This is a genomic window from Pseudomonas sp. GW821-FHT07F01 (assembly GCF_059418825.1).
Genome location: NZ_JBWKQO010000002.1, coordinates 401849 through 422659, shown reverse-complemented (window position 1 = coordinate 422659; position 20811 = coordinate 401849). Strand labels below are relative to the sequence as shown.

Below are 20811 nucleotides of genomic sequence, written 5' to 3'. Positions count from 1 at the left end.
TGTCAACAGAGCATAGACAATGCCGCCCGGGGTGGCGGGCGGCTGCAGGAATGGGCTTGCCAGCGAAGAGGCCCAGGGGACCGCCTTCGCCGGCAAGCCGGCTCCTGCACAACGTGGGTCAGTTGTCGTAGCCCAGGTTGGGTGCCAGCCAGCGTTCGCTCACGGCCAGGTCCTGGCCCTTGCGTTCGGTGTAGCTCTGGACCTGGTCCTGGTCGACCTTGCCCACGGCGAAGTACTGCGCCTGCGGGTGAGCGAAGTACCAGCCGCTGACGGCCGCCGCCGGGAACATGGCGAAGTGCTCGGTAAGGAACACGCCGCTACGGCCGGCACGGCCTTCGCTGGCCTCGGGGTCGAGCAGGGCGAACAGGGTGCTCTTCTCGGTGTGGTCCGGGCAGGCTGGGTAGCCCGGGGCAGGGCGGATACCGCTGTACTGCTCCTTGATCAGTGCCTCGTTGTCCAGTTGTTCGTCCTTGGCATAACCCCAGTACTCCTTGCGCACCTGCTGGTGCAGCCACTCGGCGCAGGCTTCGGCCAGGCGATCGGCCAGGGCCTTGACCATGATCGAGTTGTAGTCGTCGCCGGCATCCTGGTAGGCCTTGGCCACTTCTTCGGCGCCGATTCCGGCGGTGGTGATGAAGCCGCCGACGTAGTCGGTGACGCCGCTGTCCTTGGGCGCGACGAAGTCGGCCAGGGAGAAGTTCGGCTTGCCATCGGTCTTGATGATCTGCTGGCGCAGGTGGTGCAGGCGCGCCAGGGGCTGGCCGTCATCGCCGTAGACTTCCAGGTCGTCGTCCTGCACCTGGTTGGCCGGCCAGAAGCCGAATACGGCGCGGGCGCTGATCAGCTTTTCGTTGATCAGCTTGTCGAGCATCTCCCGGGCGTCCTTGTACAGCGCGGTGGCAGCTTCGCCCACCACTTCGTCTTCGAGGATGCGCGGGAACTTGCCGGCCAGGTCCCAGGAGATGAAGAACGGCGTCCAGTCGATGTATTCGGCCAGCACCTTGAGGTCGATGTTGTCCAGCACCCGGGCGCCGGTGAAGGTCGGTTTGACCGGCTGGTAGCTGCTCCAGTCGAACTGCGGCTTCTTGGCGATGGCCGCCGGGTAGCTCAGGCGCTCGGTGCGGGCGCTGCGGTTGGCGGTGCGCTCGCGCACTTCCACGTATTCCTCGCGGGTCTTCTGCACGAAGCCGGCCTTGAGCTCCTTGGACAGCAGCTGGGTGGCCACGCCCACCGCGCGGGAGGCGTCGGTGACGTAGACCACCGCGTCATTGCTGTACTTGGGCTCGATCTTCACCGCGGTGTGGGCCTTGGAGGTGGTGGCGCCACCGATCATCAGCGGCAGGTGGAAATCCTGGCGCTGCATCTCGCGGGCGACGTGGACCATCTCGTCCAGGGACGGGGTGATCAGCCCGGACAGGCCAATGATGTCGCACTTCTGCTCCTTGGCCACCTGCAGGATCTTCTCCGCCGGCACCATCACCCCGAGGTCGACGATGTCGTAGCCGTTGCAGCCCAGGACCACGCCGACGATGTTCTTGCCGATGTCGTGCACGTCGCCCTTGACCGTGGCCATGAGGATCTTGCCCTTGGCTTCCGGCTTGTCGCCTTTTTCCAGCTCGATGAAGGGAATCAGGTGGGCCACCGCCTGTTTCATGACCCGGGCGGATTTAACCACCTGGGGCAGGAACATCTTGCCGGCGCCGAACAGGTCGCCGACCACGTTCATGCCGGACATCAGCGGGCCTTCGATCACCTCGATCGGGCGGCTGAAGCTCTGGCGCGACTCTTCGGTGTCTTCGACGATATGGGTGGTGATGCCCTTGACCAGCGCGTGTTCCAGGCGCTTGTTGACTTCCCAGCCGCGCCATTCCTCGGTTTCCGCTTCCTTGACGCTACCGTCGCCCTTGAACTGGTCGGCGATGGCCAGCAGCGCGTCGGTGCCGTTGGGCGTGCGGTTGAGCACCACGTCTTCCACGGCGTCGCGCAGCTGTTGCGGGATCTGGTCGTAGATCTCCAGCTGGCCGGCGTTGACGATGCCCATGGTCAGGCCGTTGCGGATCGCGTACAGCAGGAACACCGAGTGGATCGCTTCACGCACCGGGTTGTTGCCGCGGAACGAGAACGACACGTTGGACACACCGCCGGAGCTCAGGGCATAGGGCAGCTCGTCGCGGATATAGGCGCAGGCGTTGATGAAATCAACGGCGTAGTTGTTGTGTTCCTCGATGCCGGTGGCCACGGCGAAGATGTTCGGGTCGAAGATGATGTCTTCCGGTGGGAAGCCCACTTCATTGACCAGGATGTCGTAGGAGCGCTTGCAGATTTCCTTCTTGCGCGCCTCGGTATCGGCCTGGCCGACCTCGTCGAAGGCCATCACCACCACGGCGGCGCCGTAGCGCTTGCACAGCCTGGCATGGTGAATGAACTGCTCGACGCCTTCCTTCATGCTGATGGAGTTGACGATGCCCTTGCCCTGGATGCACTTGAGGCCGGCCTCGATCACCTCCCACTTGGAAGAGTCGATCATGATCGGCACGCGGGAGATGTCCGGCTCCCCGGCGATCAGATTGAGGAAGGTGACCATGGCCTTCTTCGAATCCAGCATCCCCTCGTCCATGTTGATGTCGATCACCTGGGCGCCGGCTTCCACCTGCTGCAGGGCGACTTCCAGGGCCTCGGTGTAGTTGTCCTCGCGGATCAGCCGGGCGAACTTGGCCGAGCCGGTGATGTTGGTGCGCTCGCCGACGTTCACGAACAGCGAGTTGCGATCGATGGTGAAGGGCTCCAGGCCCGACAGGCGGCAGGCCTTGGGGATGTCCGGGATCTGTCGCGGGGCATAACCGGCCACGGCCTTGGCGATGGCGCCGATATGCCCCGGGGTGGTGCCGCAGCAGCCGCCGACGATGTTGAGGAAGCCGCTCTGGGCGAACTCTTCGATGACCTTGGCGGTTTGTTCCGGCAACTCGTCGTACTCGCCGAACTCGTTCGGCAGGCCGGCGTTGGGGTGCGCCGAGACGTGGGTGCTGGCCTTGTTCGACAGCTCTTCCAGATAGGGGCGCAGCTCGCTGGCGCCCAGGGCGCAGTTCAGGCCCACCGAGATCGGCTTGGCATGGGCCACGGAGTTCCAGAAGGCTTCGGTGGTCTGGCCGGAGAGGGTGCGCCCGGAAGCATCGGTGATGGTCCCGGAAATCATGATCGGCAGTTCGAAGCCCAACTCCTCGAACACGCCCTGCACGGCGAAGATCGCGGCCTTGGCGTTCAAGGTGTCGAAGATGGTCTCGATCAGGATCAGGTCGGCACCGCCTTCGATCAGGCCCTTGGTGGCCTCGGTGTAGTTTTCCACCAGTTCATCGAAGGTGACGTTGCGGTAGCCGGGGTTGTTGACGTCCGGCGACAGCGAGCAGGTGCGGCTGGTCGGGCCCAGGACGCCAGCGACGAAACGTGGCTTGTCCGGGGTCTCGAGGGTTTTCGCGTCCGCCACCTTGCGCGCCAGGCGGGCGCCTTCTACGTTCAATTCGTAGACCAGTTCTTCCATGCCGTAGTCGGCCTGGGACACTTGGGTGGCGTTGAAGGTGTTGGTCTCGAGGATGTCGGCACCGGCATCCAGGTAGGCTTTTTCGATGGCGCCGATCACGTCCGGGCGGGTCAGCACCAACAGGTCGTTGTTGCCCTTGACGTCGCTGGGCCAGTCGGCGAAGCGCTTGCCACGGTAGTCATGTTCTTCGAGCTTGTAGCTCTGGATCATGGTGCCCATGCCGCCATCGAGAATCAGAATGCGCTCTTTGAGGGCTTGCTGGAGGGCGTGGAGGCGAGCACTGCGATCGGACATGAGAACTACCTGGTAAGGCCATTGCGAAGGGCGGCGATCATAGCAAACCTGCATGGTTTTGCGGCATGCGTGGTTTTTGCATGAATATCGCTCATGTTGGTCGAGGGGTGAGACCGGTAGAATCGCGGCGTTTTTTTCTTTCGGGACCAGGGACATGCCGTTTCGTTTTATCGTCAGCAGCGCGCTGCTGCTTCTGAGTTCAGTGTGCCTGGCACAAGGTCCGGCGCCGGCGATTTCCTATACCCGCGACATCCAGCCGATCTTTACCGAGAAATGCGTGGCCTGTCATGCCTGTTACGACTCCGCCTGTCAGCTCAACCTGGGCAGTGGTGAAGGGGCCAGCCGCGGTGCTTCGAAGATTCCGGTGTACGACGGCGAGCGCAGCAAGGCCCAAGCGCCTACGCGGCTGTTCTATGACGCCACTGGCCAGCGTGCCTGGCAGCAGAAGGGCTTCTATTCGGTGCTTGACGCCCAGGGCAGCCAGGCGGCGCTGATGGCGCGCATGCTGGAACTGGGCCATCGCACCCCGCTGCAACCCAACGCCAAGTTGCCCAGCGAGATCGCCCTGGGCCTGAGCCGCGAGAACATGTGCCCGCAGCCGGCGGAGTTCGACGCCTATGCCGGGGCTCACCCCAAGGAAGGCATGCCCCTGGCGGTCACCGGCCTGACCGATCAGCAATACCTGACCCTGCAACGCTGGCTGGCCTCGGGCGCGCCCATCGACGAGCAAGGCCTGGCCCCCAGTGCTCGGGAAAGCCTGCAAGTGGCTCAGTGGGAAAACCTGCTCAACGCCCCTGGCGCCCGGGAGAGCCTGGTGGCGCGCTGGCTCTATGAACACTTGTTCCTCGCCCACCTCTATTTTGAAGGCGGCGAGCCGGGGCATTTCTTCCAGTGGGTGCGTTCCCGTACCCCCAGTGGCCAGCCCATCGACCTGATCAACACCCGTCGCCCCAACGACGACCCGGGCACCCAGGTGTACTACCGCCTGTGGCCGGTGCAAGGGGTGATCGTGCACAAGACCCATATCACCTACCCGCTGAGCGCGGCGAAGATGGCCCGGGTCAAGACCCTGTTCTACAGCGGCGACTGGCAGGTCACGGCCCTGCCGGGCTACGGGCCGGCGCGCCGGGCCAACCCGTTCGAGACCTTCGAGGCGATTCCGGCCAAGGCCCGCTACCAGTTCATGCTGGATAACGCCGAATACTTCGTGCGCACCTTTATCCGTGGCCCGGTGTGCCGCGGGCAGATCGCCACCGACGTGATTCGCGACAACTTCTGGGCGCTGTTCCAGGCCCCCGAACATGACCTGTACATCACCGACCCGGCCTATCGCGGCCAGGCCACGCCGTTGCTGGCCATGCCCGGGCAGAACGACGACGTCGGCAGCGTGCTCAGCCTGTGGCTGGCCTATCGCGACAAGCGCAACGAGTACGAGGCCCTGCGCCGCGATTCCTATGCCGATTCGCCGGCGCCCAGCTGGTCGACCCTGTGGGCCGGCAACGACAACGCGCTGCTGAGCATCTTCCGCCACTTCGACAGCGCCTCGGTGACCAAGGGCCTGATCGGCGAAGTGCCACAGACGATGTGGCTGTTCGACTACCCGCTGCTGGAGCGCACCTACTATCAATTGGCGGTGAACTTCGACGTGTTCGGCAACGTCTCCCACCAGGCCCAGACCCGGTTGTACTTCGACCTGATCCGCAATGGCGCGGAGCAGAACTTCCTGCGCCTGATGCCCGCCGGCACCCGCGAGGATTTCCTCGACGATTGGTACCAGAACAGTGGCAAGTTCAAGATGTGGCTGGATTACGAGTCCATCGACGACGACAAGCGCAGCGCGCTGAAGCTCGACCTCAAGGACCCAAAAAAGGACTTCGCCAACCAGTTGCTGGCCCGCTATGGCGACCTCAACGCCAAGCCGGATCCGATCAACCGCTGTGACAGCGCCTACTGCTCACGCCCGAACATCGACCCGGCGCTGCAGGATGCCGAGCAGGCCCTGAGCCGCCTGGCATCGCGCCCGGCGGCGGGCCTCAAGGTCATCGAACAGTTGCCGGAAGCGACCCTGCTGCGTGTCCAGACCGCCAGCGGCAAGCGCGAGTTCTACAGCATGCTGCGCAACCGCGCCCACAGTAACGTGGCCTTCATGCTCGGCGAGTCGCTGCGCTATCAGCCGGGGCTGGACACCCTGACCATATTCCCGGGGATTCTCAGCAGCTATCCGAACTTCATGTTCAACGTACCGGCCGGGCAAGTGCCGGAGTTCGTCGACGCCATGCAGGCGGCCCGGGACGCCGCCAGCTTCGAGAAGATCGTCGAGCGCTGGGGCATCCGCCGCAGCCATCCGCAGTTCTGGCAGTACTTCCATGACCAGACCCGCTACCTGCAGGAAACCGACCCGGTGGAAGCCGGGGTCCTGGACATGAACCGTTACGAAAACCTCTGACATAGAGCTGTCATCGCCCCCGGACTGCGCCTTGGCGCGGCCCGGGGACGCTCTATACCAAAGTCTATCCCGACAAAAATACTAGGACTTTGTCAGCGGCTTGGATTGGCGTAAACTGCGCCCACGTCTGCGAGGAACCACCATGAGCGCCATAACCATTACCGACGCCGCCCACGATTATCTGGCTGATCTGCTATCCAAGCAGAACACCCCGGGGATTGGCATCCGCATCTTCATCACCCAGCCAGGGACTCAGTACGCCGAGACCTGCATCGCCTATTGCAAGCCGGGCGAAGAGAAACCCGAAGACAAGGCCCTGGGCCTGAAAAGCTTCACCGCCTACATCGACGCCTTCAGCGAAGGTTTCCTCGATGATGCGGTGGTCGACTACGCCACCGACCGCATGGGCGGCCAGCTGACCATCAAGGCGCCCAACGCCAAGGTGCCGATGGTCAATGCCGACAGCCCGGTCAACGAGCGCATCAACTACTACCTGCAAACCGAGATCAACCCGGGGCTGGCCAGCCACGGCGGCCAGGTCAGCCTGATCGACGTGGTCGAGGACGGCATTGCCGTGTTGCAGTTCGGCGGCGGTTGCCAGGGCTGCGGCCAGGCCGACGTGACCTTGAAGGAAGGCATCGAGCGCACCCTGCTCGAGCGCATTCCGGAGCTCAAGGGCGTACGTGACGTCACCGACCACACGCAGAAAGAAAACGCCTACTACTAAGGCGTTCGCTGCGACTTGAAAAAACGGCGCCCCGTGAGCGCCGTTTTTTTATGCCCCCAAGCCAGCTCCCCCCAAAGCCTCCGTAGGAGCCGGCTTGCCGGCGAAAGGGCCCTAGAGTCTTGTACCAATTCCCAGATCGCCTTCGCTGGCAAGCCAGTTCCCGCAAAGGGAGTCAAGGGCGGTAGAGATGTGCGTGCCCGGCGCGGTACAGCGACGATTCGCTGAATGCATCCGTGGCCAGCACCCGGCCCACCAGGATCAGTGCCGTGCGCCGAAAACCCTTGGCCGCCACCTGATCGACGATGTCCGCCAAGGTTCCCAGGGCCCAGTCCTGATCCGGCCAGGTGGCGCGGTGCACCACTGCAATCGGGCAGTCTGCGCCGTAGTGGGGCAGCAACTCGGCAACGATCTTCGGCAGGTGATTGACCCCCAGGTGGATGGCCATGGTGGCGCCGTGGGCCGCCAGGCTGGCGAAATCCTCGCCGGCAGGCATCGCGGTCTTGTCCGCGTAGCGGGTAAGAATCACGCTTTGGGAGACGTCCGGCAGGGTCAGTTCGGCCCCCAGCAGGGCAGCGCAGGCGGCGGTGGCGGTGACCCCGGGGATGATCTCGAAGGGGATGCCCAGCTCCCGCAGGCAGCGGATCTGCTCGCCGATGGCGCCATACAGGCTCGGGTCGCCGGAATGCACCCGGGCCACGTCCTGGCCCCGGGCATGGGCCTGCTTGATGGCCTCGATGATCTGCTCCAGGTGCAGTTCGGCGCTATTGATCACCCGCTCCGCGCGGTGCCCGTCGAGCACTGCCTGGGGGACCAGGGAGCCGGCGTAGATGATCACCGGGCAACGATGGATCAGGCGCTGGCCCTTGACGGTGATCAGTTCCGGGTCGCCGGGGCCGGCGCCGATGAAATAGACAGTCATGGCTGTGTCCTGTGAAAAAAGGTCGGGAGCCGTGCTTCAGATGAAGATTGCTCATGATCGAAGGCGGGAATTATCGGGGATTCTACCGGGCGGCGACCAATGCCAGGGTGGCTTGGGCGTATTTTTGCCGGGGAACAAGCAGTGTGGCCGGGCCGGGTGACAGCTGTTCGGCCAGGGCCAGGGCGGCACTTTCGGCCACGCCGTAGCAGCCGGTACGTTCGAAGGCGATTTGCGAGCGGTGGCTCAGGCGCAGGGCAAAGGGGGCGAGCTGGCCGCTGCTGAAACAGGTCAGCGGCAGTTCCAGTTGCTCCGCCAGTTGCAGCAGGCCGGGTTCGTTGCGCTTGAGGTCGATGCTGGCCAGGGCCAGGACCTGCCGGGCCTGCCACTGGTGCGCCGCCAGGACCTGGTCGAGCAAGGCGCGCAGCGTGGTCACCGGGCAGCCTTTCTGGCAGCCCAGGCCGACCACCAGGGTCGGCGCTGCGCTCACTTCGATCATGCCGAGTACTGGCCCGCGCTCTTGCGCCGGAACAACCAGGCGCTGATCAGCCCGAGGGCCAGCCAGAAGGCCGCATTGGTCAGCTGCGAGGCGATCTTGAATTGCGCTTCCAGTTCTTCCGGGGCCAGCATCGAATGCACTTCCGGCTGCGGCGCGCCGATCACGTGGGGTACGGCGATGATGGCCGCGCCCAGGATCTTCAGCAGCCAGTTGCGGGCGAACACGATCAGGGCAATGCCCACAGCGGTGGAGGCGGCGGTGCCGACCCACCAGATCTGCCGCTGTGCCAGGTCGGCTGCGGCGGTACCCGGCAGTTCCGGCGGCAGGCCCAGGGTCGGCGCCAGGCAGAAGGTGGCATAGCCGGCCAGGCCCCAGAGCAGGCCCTGGGACGTGCGGTTCGGCGCGCGCAGGGTGTAGAGGCCGGCCAGCATCAGGGCGAAGCCCACGGCCACCACCAGGTTGCCTCCGGTGGTGGACAGCACGCGCTGCCAGCCGTCTTCCGGCTCCCAGGCTTCGGCATCGTGGCTGTGGACGGCCATGGCGCCTTCGGCGTGCTCATGGACTTCGGCCGCGGGGGCCTTTTCATAGGTTTCCGCCTGCAGGATCAACGGGGCGACCCAGAAGCTTTGCAGCAGGGTCAGCAGCAGGGCGGCCAAGAGGCCGGTGAAACCTGCGGTTTGCGCGATACGCTTGATCATGTCGGCAGGTCTCAATGGCAAGGGAAGGCGGCGCTGTGGCGGGTGTCGTGAGCCGCGTTGTGCACCGCCTCGATGTGGGAGAAGCCGGCGAAGTACACCAGGCACGCGCCGAGGATCGAGGCGCCGATGGCGGCCACCAGGCGCTGGCTCAGGGTGGAGGTCGTGCTGGCGGAGTGGCTGGTGCTGCTGATGATCGACATGGCGCTTCCCTCTGGAGTGTCAGCGGGGTAGAGGCGCAGGAAAACCCCGCGTGATGGCCACGCAGGGTTTGCAACAGCGCCCGCCCACCGCGGGTTGTTATGTAAGTGTTGCGGGCCGGTCTCCGGGCTTGCGAGGGGCAGGGCTGTGTCATGCCGTGCCGGCAAGTGTCGCCTTCCCATGCCTTGGCACAGTGGATCTGACACTTCGCTCGCTTACCGTTGCGGGGGCAGCACCGGACTGGCCACGGCTTTTTAGTTAAGCACGTGATTCACCGGTTTCCCGTTTCACCCTGTAAGGGGCACCCGTAACAAGGTGTGTAGGAGATCATGGGCGGGGCAGGGGCGTCAATTGCCGTGACCGCTGCGCAGGTGTGCGCCGTGCTCGTGCAAGGTTCAATGGCTCTTTCGCCGGCAAGCCGGCTGCTACGGGCGCATTGTCGATTGACCGTCCCCCTGGCTCTGCGTAGCCTTGCGCTTTCGAGGTTCTTCGGCCACGGGTCGAAGCTAAGAAGGGAACGCGGTCGATGCCGCGGCTGCCCCCGCAACTGTGAAGGGTTCGATTGCTGCAAGGCCACTGCATGGGTGTCGACGACGCCGGTGGGAAGGCGCAGCAATCGCCGGTCCGACGACTGGCAAGCCCTCAGCCAGGAGACCTGCCTCGATCCAAGATTCTCACTACAACCGGGCGGGGTGATCCGGTGGCGAAATCTCCGCGCGCCCGGCGTTGCGGTTCTCGTCCCGTTTGCCCGCCTCCTTTTGCCAAAGGGCATCCGATGAAAACACTGGCCAAACTTCCCGTCACCATCGTCACCGGCTTCCTCGGCTCGGGCAAAACCACCCTGTTGCGGCACATGCTGGACAATGCCCAGGGCCGGCGCATTGCGGTGATCGTCAACGAATTCGGCGAGCTGGGCATCGACGGCGAAATCCTCAAGCAATGCGCCATCGGCTGCACCGAGGAAGAGGCCAGCGGCCGAGTCTACGAGCTGGCCAACGGTTGCCTGTGCTGCACCGTGCAGGAGGAGTTCTTCCCGGTGATGCGCGAACTGGTGGCGCGCCGTGGCGACCTGGACCACATCCTCATCGAGACCTCCGGTCTGGCGCTGCCCAAGCCTCTGGTCCAGGCCTTCCAGTGGCCGGAAATCCGCAGTGCCTGCACCGTCGATGCGGTGATCACCGTGGTCGACAGCCCGGCCGTGGCCGCCGGCACCTTCGCCGCCTTCCCCGATCAAGTGGACGCCCAGCGCAAGCTCGACCCCAACCTGGACCACGAATCGCCGCTGCATGAGCTGTTCGCCGACCAGCTGTCCAGCGCCGACCTGGTGATCCTCAACAAGACCGACCTGATCAGCCCCGAAGACCTGGCCAAGGTGCGCCTGGAAGTGGCCGAGGAGCTGCCGCCGGCGGTCAAGGTCATCGAAGCCAGCAGCGGTCGCCTGCCCCTGGATGTGCTGCTGGGCCTGGGTGCCGGTTCCGAGGAACACATCGACGGCCGCCACAGCCATCACGACCATCACCATGACGGCGATGACGATCACGACGACCACGATCACGACGCCTTCGATTCCATCTCCATCGAGCTGCCCCAGGCCGACGAAAGCCTGCTGCTGGACGCCCTGACCCAACTGGTGGTCAAGCACGGCATCCTGCGGGTCAAGGGTTTCGCCGCCATCCCCAACAAGCCGATGCGCCTGCTGATCCAAGGCGTGGGCACGCGCTTCGACAAGCACTTCGACCGCAAGTGGGGCGCCGACGAGGCCCGTACCACGCGCCTGGTGCTGATCGGCCAGGAACTGGACGCCGCCCAGCTCGAAGCGCAACTGCGCGCCGCACTCAGCGTCTAAGCCATGCACCTGCTCAGGACCCAGCCCGGCGGTTTCGTGTCGGATGACAACATTGCCGACCTGGGACAAACCCCCGCCGAGCTGGTGATCCTGTGCAGCGGCGATTCCAGCCTGGCGCTGCTGGCGGACGCCGCCGAGCAATTGCCCGAGGACTACCCCAGCTTTCGCCTGGCCAATCCGATGCAGGTGCAGAACCACGCCTCGGTGGACCTGTATGTGGACCAGGTGCTGCGCCACGCCAAGGTCATCCTGATTTCCCTGCACGGTGGCATCGCCTACTGGCGCTACGGCGTCGAGCGGCTGGTGGAGCTGTCCCAGCGCGGGGTGCAGTTGATCCTGGTGCCGGGGGACGACCGCCCCGACCCGGAACTCGGCGACCTGAGCACCGTGGGCCCCATCGAGCGTGATCGCCTGTGGCAATACCTGCGCCAGGGCGGCCGCGATAACGCCTTGAACTTCTACCGCTGCCTGGCCAGCGGCCTGTTGGGGCGCGACTACCCCTGGAGCGAACCGCAGGCCCTGCCACGCACGGCGATCTACCACCCGCACAAAAGCCAGGCTGCCCTCAGTGACTGGCAGGCCGACTGGCAGCCGGGGCAAGCCGTGGCAGCGCTGCTGTTCTACCGCTCCCACCTGCAGGCGGCCAACACCGGCTTTATCGACCTGTTCTGCCAGCGCTTGCTGGCGGCGGGCCTCAACCCCTTGCCGATAGCGGTGGCCAGCCTCAAGGAACCGGGCTGCCTGAGCCAGGTGGAAGACTGGCTGGATGAAACCGCGGCCGGGGTGATCCTCAACACCACAGGCTTCGCCCAGTCCAGCCCCGAAGCCCCGCACCTGCGGCCGTTCCGCCGCAATATCCCGGTGATCCAGGCGATCTGCGCCCAGGACAACGAACCGGGCTGGCGTGACAGCGAGCAGGGCCTGGGGCCGCGGGACCTGGCCATGCACATCGCCTTGCCGGAACTGGACGGGCGCATCATCAGCCGGCCCATCAGCTTCAAGGACCTGGCCTGGCGCAGCGAGCGCAGCCAGTCGGACGTGGTCTGTTATCGCGGCCAGCCCGAACGCATGGATTTCGTCGCCGAACTGGCCCGGCGCTGGGTCGAACTGGGGCGCCTGGACAACGGCCACAAACGCGTGGCCCTGGTACTGGCCAACTACCCGACCCGGGACGGGCGCATCGGCAACGGTGTGGGCCTGGACACCCCGGCGGCGGCGCTGAACATCCTCAAGGCACTGCACGCCGAAGGCTATCCGCTGCCGGCCGAACTGCCGGCCAGCGGCACCGAGTTGATCCAGCAGTTGCTGGGTGGGGTCAGCAACGACCTGGACAGCCTCGACCAGCGCCCCTGCCAGCAAAGCCTGGCCATGGCCGACTACCTGACGCTGTTCCAGGCCCTGCCCGAAGCCAACCGCCAAGCGGTGCTGGCACGCTGGGGCACGCCGCCGCAGGACCCGATGTGCCGCAACGGGCGGATGATGATCGCCGGCCTGCGCTTTGGCCTGACCTTCGTCGGTATCCAGCCGGCCCGGGGTTACCAGGTGGACCCCAGCGCGGTCTACCACGACCCGGACCTGGTGCCGCCCCATGGCTACCTGGCGTTCTACTTCTGGCTGCGCCAGGCCTACGGCGCCCACGCGCTGATCCATGTCGGCAAGCACGGCAACCTGGAATGGCTGCCGGGCAAGGGCGTGGGGCTTTCCGAGCAATGCTGGCCGGATGCGCTGCTGGGGCCGTTGCCGAACATCTACCCGTTCATCGTCAACGACCCGGGGGAGGGCGCCCAGGCCAAGCGCCGCACCCAGGCGGTGATCATCGATCACCTGATGCCGCCCCTGACCCGCGCCGAGACCTATGGCCCGCTGCGCAACCTGGAACTGCTGGCGGACGAATACTACGAAGCCCAGTTGCTGGACCCGCGCCGGGCCCGGGAGCTGCAGCGGGACATTCTCAAGCTGGTGCGCGAGACCCATATCGACCGCGAGCTGCAATTGGGCGAACAGCTCGACAGCGACGCCGACGCCGCGCTCTGGCTGCCGCGCCTGGACACCTACCTGTGCGACCTCAAGGAATCGCAGATCCGCGATGGCCTGCACCTGTTCGGCGAGTCCCCCGAGGGGCGCTTGCGCATCGACACCCTGCTGGCCCTGCTACGCATTCCCCGGGGCGACGGCAAGGGCGCCCATGCCAGCCTGCTGCGGGCCCTGGCCAAGGCTTTCGGCCTGGGCTTCGACCCCCTGGACTGTGCCCTGTCCGAGCCCTGGACCGGGCGCCGCCCGCCCGTGCTGCAACAGTTGAGCGAGGCGCTGTGGCGCACCGCCGGTGACGTTCGCGAGCGCCTGGAGCTCTACGCCGCCGGGTTGATCGAAGCGGCGCTGCAAGGGCCCGTCCCACAGCTGGACGAACCCGGCTGGGAGCCGGTGCAGAGCATCATCGACGGCCTGCGCGAGGTGGTCGCACCGCGTCTGGACGCCTGTGGCCCGGCGGAAATGCGCGGCCTGCTGGACGCCCTGAACGGGCGTTTCGTGCCTGCCGGCCCCAGTGGTGCGCCAAGCCGCGGGCGCCTGGACGTGCTGCCCACCGGGCGCAACTTCTACTCGGTGGACGTGCGCAACCTGCCCACCACCACCGCCTGGCGCATCGGTTTCCAGTCGGCCAACCTGATCCTCGAACGCCACTTGCAGGATCACGGCGACCACCTGCTGCAACTGGGCCTGTCGGTCTGGGGCACCGCCACCATGCGCACCGGCGGTGACGACATCGCCCAGGCCATGGCCCTGATGGGGGTACGCCCGGTGTGGGCCACCGGCAGCCAGCGGGTCGATGACTTCGAGATCCTGCCCCTGAGCCTGCTGGACCGGCCGCGGGTCGACGTAACCCTGCGGGTGTCCGGGTTCTTCCGCGATGCTTTCGCCAACCTGATCCGCCTGTTCGATGCGGCGGTGCAGGCGGTAGCGGCTCTCGATGAACCCGAGGATTTGAACCCGCTGGCGGCCAGGGTGCGTGCCGAGCGCGCGGCCCTGGAGGCGTCGGGGCTGGATGCCGACGCCGCCTCGCGCCAGGCCGGCTGGCGGATCTTCGGCGCCAAGCCGGGGGCCTATGGCGCCGGGGTCCAGGGCGCCATCGACGGCCGCCTGTGGCAGAGCCGCGAGGACCTGGCAGAGGTCTACCTGAACTGGGGTGGCTACGCCTATGGTGGCAGCGACGAAGGCACTGCCGCCCGCGAGCAGTTCGCCACCCGCCTGAGCCGGGTGCAGGCGGTGCTGCAGAACCAGGACAACCGCGAGCACGACCTGCTGGACTCCAACGACTACTACCAGTTCCAGGGCGGCATGCTGGCGGCGGTGGAAAGCCTCAGCGGCGCCAAGGCCGCCAGCTACCACGGCGACCACAGCCAGCCGGACCTGCCGAAGATCCGTACCCTCAAGGAAGAACTGAACCGGGTGATCCGTTCCCGGGCGGCCAACCCGAAGTGGATCGAAGGGGTCAAGCGCCATGGCTACAAGGGCGCCTTCGAAATGGCCGCGACCCTGGACAACCTGTTCGCCTTCGACGCCACCACCGAACTGATCGACGATCACCAGTACGCCTTGCTGGCCGATGCCTATCTGCTCGATGGCTCGACCCGCGAGTTCGTCCGCCAGCATAATCCCCACGCCCTGCGGGACATGACCGAGCGCCTGCTGGAAGCTCAGCAGCGTGGCCTGTGGCAAGAGCCTGGCGATTATCGTGAAGCCCTGGAACACCTGCTGCTGGATATAGAAGAAGATTCCTGAGGCGGCGAGTGCTGCGCACTCGATCGCCAGCAAGCTCGCTCCTACAGGGCTGGCATTGCCGCTGTAGGAGCGAGCTTGCTCGCAAAAGCGTCCTGCGGACATCCCCCGACCCAAGCGAGACCCTGACATGAGCGACACCCCACATTTCCCGCTGTCCGCCGTGGTCGGCGCCGAAGCATTGAAACTGGCTCTGTGCCTGACCGCCATCGACCCGAAGATCGGCGGCGTGCTGATCGAAGGCCCACGGGGCATGGCCAAGTCGACCCTGGCCCGGGGCCTGGCGGACCTGTTGGCCAGCGGGCAGTTCGTCACCTTGCCCCTGGGCGCCACCGAAGAGCGCCTGGTGGGCACCCTGGACCTGGACGCCGCCCTGGGCCAGGGCCGGGCGCAATTTTCTCCGGGGGTACTGGCCAAGGCCGACGGCGGCGTGCTCTACGTCGATGAAGTCAACCTGCTGCCTGACCACTTGGTGGACCTGTTGCTGGACGTGGCCGCCAGCGGCACCAACCTGATCGAGCGCGACGGTATTTCCCACCGCCATTCGGCGAAGTTCGTGCTGATCGGCACCATGAACCCGGAGGAGGGCGAACTGCGTCCGCAACTGCTGGACCGTTTTGGCCTCAACGTCGCCCTCAGCGGCCAGCCCGCGCCCCAGGAGCGCGGGCAGATCATTCGCCGCCGCCTGGATTTCGACAGCGATCCCCAGGGCTTCTGCGCCCAGTGGGCCGAACCCCAGGCGGCATTGCGCGAGCGCTGCCAGCGGGCGCGGGCCGCGCTGGCCAGCATCCCGCTGGACGACCAGGCCCTGGCGCTGATTACCGAGCGCTGCTTTGCTGCTGCCGTGGACGGCCTGCGCGCCGACCTGGTCTGGCTGCGCGCGGCCCGCGCCCATGCCGCCTGGCGTGGCGCCCCGGCGATTGCCGAGGAGGATATCGATGCTGTGGCCGAGTTCGCCTTGCGCCACCGGCGGCGGGAGACACCGCCCAGCGCGCCACAGTCCGGGCAAAGCCCCCAGGCACCGGCGCCAGCCAACGCCAACCCCAGCGAAGGCCAGGGCCAATGGGGCGAAATGCCGGCCCAGGCCCTGCCCACCGGCGCCCGTCGTGAAGTGCCCAGCTGGCCAAAAAAGCCCTAGGCATCCGCCCCCGCACTGACCGGGGGGCGGATGCCAAGCCCCGGGCGGGGCACCTGGATCACGGCCGGCAAGGCAAAAGCCGCGAGGCCAGCGCCGGTTCGGTCAACTGGCCCGGCACCTTGCTCAAAGGCCGTCCACGGTTGCGTGCAGAGCTGCTGTTTCGCTTGCGCAGCCGCTCGCCCCATGAGCTGTGGCTGGTGATAGTCGACGCGTCGGCCTCGACCCGCCGGCACAGCGCCCTGAGCGATGCCAAGGGCCTGCTGGCGCAACTGTTCGACGACGCCTACCGCCAGCGTGCACGCCTGGCCCTGCTCACTGCCAGCGGCCGTGCGCCGAGCTGGCAGGTCCAGGGCCTGAAGGCCTCCAGGGACCTGCGGCACTGGCTCGACGGCCTGGGTGCCGGCGGCGGCACGCCCTTGCCCCAAGCCCTGAACGAAGCGGCCCAGTGGCTGGAACAACGCCAACGGCGCCTGCCGGCGGAGCAGCAGCGCGTGCTGCTGATCACCGATGGCCGGCTGAAGAACCTGCCACCGCCCAGGCCCCTGAACTGCCCGACCTTGCTGCTCGACATCGAACGAGGCCCGATCCGCCTGGGCCGCGCCCGCGAACTGGCGACTCGGCTCAACGCTGTCTACCAGCATATCGACTGACTACCTCCCCGACACACCGCACATCCCCCGTAGGAGCTGGCTTGCCAGCGAAAGCGTCCGGCCTGGCGGTGCAAGTCACACGGGCCTCTTCGCCGGCAAGCCGGCTCCTACAGGGTTTTGCCTTGGCATGCCGGAGCGGGAAGCGGCTACGCTTTGCGCTGTCTTTCACAGGAGTGACTTCATGCGGGTACTGGTGCGTAACGACAAGGACGATTTCCGGGTCAAGGCCTATGCCGGAACCAACGGGGTGCTGCTGGCCATGGACCTGGATGCGTCGCGGCGCCAGGGCCTGTTGGGTTTTGCCATCGAAAAACAGACCGGCAGCAAGCCCTGGCTGTTTCTGTTCAACAGCCTGACTTTCCCCGGCAAGGCCCATACCTTCCCCCAATACAACGCCACCCCCAGCGATCAGGCGCCCCTGCAGAAATTCCGCTGGGCCGACTACGCGGTCAACCCCGGTGCCACCCTCAACTACCGGGTGCACCTGGCCTATGGCAGCCCGGACGCGCCGCAACTGGGCGAGTCCCTGCAGTTGAGCATCACCGCCGACAACGGCCAGCCTCCCGGCCAGCGGGTGATCTTCAACCGTGCGGTGGCTGCCAGCCAGGCGTTCTCGCGCAAGTTTCCCGAGCTCGATGCGTTGCTCAGCGCCAACAAGAACCTGCCCATCGAAAAGTGGCCGGACGCGCCCCGCCAGTGGCTGGAAAACGGCCTGCTGGAGGCGCTGCTGGGGTTCATTCAGCGCGCCACGGACGCCAGCTGGAGCCTGGACATCGCCATCTACGAGTACCAGTTGCAGGCGATCATCGATGCCGTCAACGCGGCTTTCGACCGCGGCGTACAGGTGCGGGTGCTGTACCACGCCGCCCCCGGCGATGCCGACACCACGATGAACCAGGCCAGCCTGCAGCACCTGCCCGAGGCCAATAAGTGCGGGCGGGTGACCCACGCGATCTTCCACGACAAGTTCATCGTCCTCGGCCGCCTCGACGCCGCCGGCCAGCGCCAGCCGCAATCGGTGCTGTGCGGCAGCACCAACTTCACCGCCAATGGTGTCTACCGTCAGGCCAACGTGTTGCACAGCCTCGACCACGTGGACATCGCCACGCGCTACCTGGAGGTGTTCGAGCAGGTCTGGGCGACGCCGGCGGATGTCGGCGCCACGCGCACCTGGCTGACCCGGAACAACCCGGTGCAGCCGCAGGCGCCGCTGTTCGCCGGGTTTTCCCCGCGCAGCGGCCAGGGCGACCTCGCGGAGTTCGTCGATATCATCAACGGCGCCCGCCGCGACCTGCTGTTCGTCACCGCCTTCGCCTTGCCCGACAGCATTCTCGATGCCTTGCTCGGCCAGCCCCACGACGATGTGTTGCGCTACGGCCTGCAGAACACCGCCAGCCGCATCACCGGTTTTCACGCCGACCGCACGGCCGAGTTCGCCGCCACCGCCTTGCTCAACAATGGCCTGGAGGGCTGGCTCAAGGAGGGGCTCAAAGGCCAGAAGGGCAACCTGCTGGTGCACACCAAGGCCATCGTCACCGACTTCACCAGCGAGGCGCCGGTGATCATCAGCGGCAGTCACAACCTCAGCGTCGGCGCGAGCCAGAGCAATGACGAGAACTTCCTGATCATCCGCGGCGACATCGACCTGGCGGACCGCTACGGCCTGGAGCTGCTGCGGTTCTACGAACACTACCGCTTCCGCTACTTCGCCAGGCAACTGGCCCTCAAGCAGGTCCAGCCCCTGGCGGTGGACGACAGCTGGAGCAACGCCTACTACCTGGAAGGGGATCTGCGCCAGCTGTCGCGGCTGCGTTTTTCCGGGCGCTGACCGGGGCTGCGAGCAGCCGCCACAAGGTTGGACAGGGCGCGCCCGACTGGGTAGTTTTCACGGACCGCGCACAAGGACCCTGCCATGGCCCCGGACCTGACCTCCATCGAGCTGTTTCTCAAGGCCCTGACCCTGGGCAACCTGTCCCGGGCCGCCGAGCAGTCGCACCTGTCGCTGTCCGCCGCCAGCCGGCGCCTGTCGCTGCTGGAGCAGCATTTCAAGGTGGCGCTGCTGACCCGCACCTCCACCGGGGTATTGCCGACGGCGGCGGGGCAGGCCCTGGCCGAGCACGCGCGAAGCCTGCTGCGGGCGGTGGATGTGATGCACGCCGACCTGGCCGACTTCGCCAAGGGCGCCACCGGCCGGGTCAGCCTGTACGCCAACAGTTCGGCCATGAGCCAGGAACTGCCCCGGCAATTGACCCAGTGGAGCGACCTGCACCCGGGCATTCGCGTGGACATCCGCGAGGAGCGCAGCCGCGAGATCCTCCTGGCGGTGCGTGACGGCGTGGCCGATGTGGGCATCGTCACCACCCGGCCACGGGGCCAGGACCTGCATTTCATCCCTTATTGCCGCGACCGGTTGTGCCTGATCGTGCCCCAGGACCACCCGTTCAAGATGAGCCGCGCGCGCTTTCAGGACCTGTTGGGCTATGACTTCGTCGGCCTGGAGGACAACGCCGCGATCACTCCCCTGATCAGCGAGGCGGCCGCGGCGGTGAGCATGCCCTTGCGCCTGCGGGTGCAGGTGCGCAGCTTCGAGGCCGTGTGCCGGCTGATCGCCGCAGGGCAGGGCGTGGGGGTGCTGCCCCAGGGGGCGGTGCAGATCTTTCGCAAGGAGATGGCCTTGCGTTTTATCGAAATCGACGACCCCTGGGCCGACCGCCAGATGTACCTCTGCCGGCGCCAGGAACAGCCGTCCCTGGCCAGTCGCGAGCTGTTCGACTACCTGGCCGGTTGCGGGCAGGCCGCGGCAGCCGCGGGCTAGCCGCCGGTCATAGCAGGACTCTTCCCGCGTGCCTTCGAATTTTGCGAAGGCGGTTTCCATAATGAGCAATTCCCACTGGCCCCGCGCTGTGGCCAGAATGGGCTCGCCCATGCGCTTGACCTGCCTCCATAACAACAACACGTCAGACCAGGAGAGACGGCTTGTCCAGGATCAATCCCGCTGTAAAACCTCCCCATCGCATTGCGGTGATCGCCGGTGACGGCATCGGCCGCGAAGTGGTCCCCGAAGGCCTGCGTGTGCTGGAAGCCGTTAGCCGGCGCTTCGGCATCGCCTTGCAATTCGATCATTTCAACTGGTGCAGCGAGCACTACCAGGCCCATGGCAGCATGATGCCCGACGACTGGGCGCAGCAGATCGGTGGCCACGAGGCGATCTTCTTCGGCGCCGTGGGCGCGCCGGACATCGTGCCCGACCATATTGCGGTCTGGGATTCGCTGCTGAAGATCCGCCGCCAGTTCGACCAGTACGTGAACATCCGCCCGGTGCGGCTGATGCCCGGGGTGCCGTGCCCGCTGGCCGGCCGGGCGCCGGGGGACATCGATTTCATCGTGGTGCGGGAAAACACCGAGGGCGAGTATTCCAGCGTCGGCGGGCGCATGTGGGAGGGCACCCCGCGGGAGATTGCCCTGCAGGAGTCGGTGTTTTCCCGCCATGGTGTGGACCGGGTGGTGAACTACGCCTTCGAACTCGCCAGCCGCCGGCCCCGGCGCAACCTGGTGGCGGCCACCAAGTCCAACGGCATCGCCATCACCATGCCGTTCTGGGACGAACGGGTGGAGGCGCTGGCCCAGGCCTACCCTCAGGTCGCGACCCGCAAGTTCCACATCGACATTCTCTGCGCGCACTTCGTCCAGCACCCGGACTGGTTCGACGTGGTGGTGGCCTCCAACCTGTTCGGCGACATCCTCTCCGACCTGGGCCCGGCCTGCACCGGCACCATCGGCATTGCGCCCTCGGCCAACCTCAACCCGGAGCGCCTGTACCCCTCGCTGTTCGAGCCGGTGCATGGTTCGGCGCCGGATATCGCCGGTCTCGGCGTGGCCAATCCGATCGGCCAGATCTGGTCGGCGGCCCTGATGATCGAACACCTGGGGCAGGGCGATGAACTTTACCAGCGGGCCGCGGCGGCGATTGTCGAAAGCATCGAGACGGTGCTCGCCGAAGGGCCGCGCACCCGGGAAATGGGCGGCACCGCCAGCACCGTGGAAGTGGGGCGGGCGATTGCCGAGTGTCTGGCTGGAAACAGGAGCTGAA

At 66.2% G+C, this 20811-nt stretch carries 14 protein-coding genes and 2 riboswitches; of the genes, 9 read left to right on the top strand and 5 right to left on the bottom strand.

The window, feature by feature from the left end; all coding sequences use genetic code 11:
* Window positions 1–118 precede the first annotated feature (118 nt).
* Entirely contained in the window at window positions 119–3829 is a 3711-nt protein-coding gene (metH, locus tag AC07R1_RS08065; protein WP_210483734.1) for a methionine synthase, read from the bottom strand.
* Between the two features lie 154 nt (window positions 3830–3983).
* Between metH and AC07R1_RS08060 the strand changes: the two genes are divergently transcribed.
* Both AC07R1_RS08060 and nfuA read left to right on the top strand, forming a co-directional pair.
* Entirely contained in the window at window positions 3984–6275 is a 2292-nt protein-coding gene (locus AC07R1_RS08060; protein ID WP_053152490.1) for a fatty acid cis/trans isomerase, read from the top strand.
* Between the two features lie 142 nt (window positions 6276–6417).
* Window positions 6418–7002: a Fe-S biogenesis protein NfuA gene (gene nfuA / locus AC07R1_RS08055; protein ID WP_011061936.1), complete on the top strand. Its 585-nt coding sequence runs from the start codon at window positions 6418–6420 to the stop codon at window positions 7000–7002.
* Window positions 7003–7174: 172 nt separating this feature from the next.
* Here nfuA and cobM read toward each other — a convergent pair whose 3' ends face one another.
* The 4 genes from cobM to AC07R1_RS08035 form a co-directional block, all read right to left on the bottom strand.
* On the bottom strand, window positions 7175–7921 hold the full coding sequence (gene cobM, locus AC07R1_RS08050) for a precorrin-4 C(11)-methyltransferase (RefSeq protein WP_015636081.1): 747 nt from the start codon (window positions 7919–7921) through the stop codon (window positions 7175–7177).
* 82 nt (window positions 7922–8003) lie between these two features.
* Window positions 8004–8417, bottom strand: a complete 414-nt coding sequence (locus tag AC07R1_RS08045) for a cobalamin biosynthesis protein (RefSeq protein WP_011061934.1) — start codon at window positions 8415–8417, stop codon at window positions 8004–8006.
* Entirely contained in the window at window positions 8414–9115 is a 702-nt protein-coding gene (locus tag AC07R1_RS08040; protein WP_495110396.1) for a CbtA family protein, read from the bottom strand. The genes AC07R1_RS08045 and AC07R1_RS08040 overlap by 4 nt, the downstream gene beginning before the upstream one ends.
* Window positions 9116–9126: 11 nt before the next feature.
* A complete protein-coding gene (locus AC07R1_RS08035; RefSeq protein ID WP_011061932.1) occupies window positions 9127–9315 on the bottom strand; it encodes a CbtB domain-containing protein in 189 nt (62 codons plus the stop codon).
* Between the two features lie 96 nt (window positions 9316–9411).
* Window positions 9412–9637, bottom strand: a riboswitch (cobalamin riboswitch).
* Window positions 9638–9778: 141 nt separating this feature from the next.
* Window positions 9779–9990: riboswitch (cobalamin riboswitch) on the top strand.
* A gap of 98 nt (window positions 9991–10088) precedes the next feature.
* Between AC07R1_RS08035 and cobW the strand changes: the two genes are divergently transcribed.
* From cobW to AC07R1_RS08000, 7 genes are all read left to right on the top strand, one after another.
* Window positions 10089–11159, top strand: coding sequence for a cobalamin biosynthesis protein CobW (cobW, locus tag AC07R1_RS08030; RefSeq protein ID WP_011061931.1), 1071 nt, complete (start codon window positions 10089–10091; stop codon window positions 11157–11159).
* Window positions 11160–11162: 3 nt separating this feature from the next.
* Complete coding sequence (gene cobN / locus AC07R1_RS08025; RefSeq protein ID WP_495110395.1) at window positions 11163–14936, top strand: cobaltochelatase subunit CobN; 3774 nt, start codon at window positions 11163–11165, stop codon at window positions 14934–14936.
* Window positions 14937–15063: 127 nt separating this feature from the next.
* On the top strand, window positions 15064–16071 hold the full coding sequence (locus AC07R1_RS08020; RefSeq protein WP_125063345.1) for a magnesium chelatase ATPase subunit I: 1008 nt from the start codon (window positions 15064–15066) through the stop codon (window positions 16069–16071).
* A gap of 53 nt (window positions 16072–16124) precedes the next feature.
* Window positions 16125–16721 (top strand): vWA domain-containing protein, encoded by a 597-nt coding sequence (locus AC07R1_RS08015; protein WP_370059511.1) that lies wholly within the window; start codon window positions 16125–16127, stop codon window positions 16719–16721.
* A 181-nt stretch (window positions 16722–16902) separates the two neighbouring features.
* Window positions 16903–18549, top strand: a complete 1647-nt coding sequence (locus AC07R1_RS08010) for a phospholipase D-like domain-containing protein (RefSeq protein WP_495110394.1) — start codon at window positions 16903–16905, stop codon at window positions 18547–18549.
* Window positions 18550–18633: 84 nt separating this feature from the next.
* Window positions 18634–19536: a LysR family transcriptional regulator gene (locus AC07R1_RS08005; RefSeq protein ID WP_019094337.1), complete on the top strand. Its 903-nt coding sequence runs from the start codon at window positions 18634–18636 to the stop codon at window positions 19534–19536.
* A 161-nt stretch (window positions 19537–19697) separates the two neighbouring features.
* Complete coding sequence (locus AC07R1_RS08000; RefSeq protein ID WP_041118883.1) at window positions 19698–20810, top strand: tartrate dehydrogenase; 1113 nt, start codon at window positions 19698–19700, stop codon at window positions 20808–20810.
* Window position 20811: the final 1 nt, after the last annotated feature.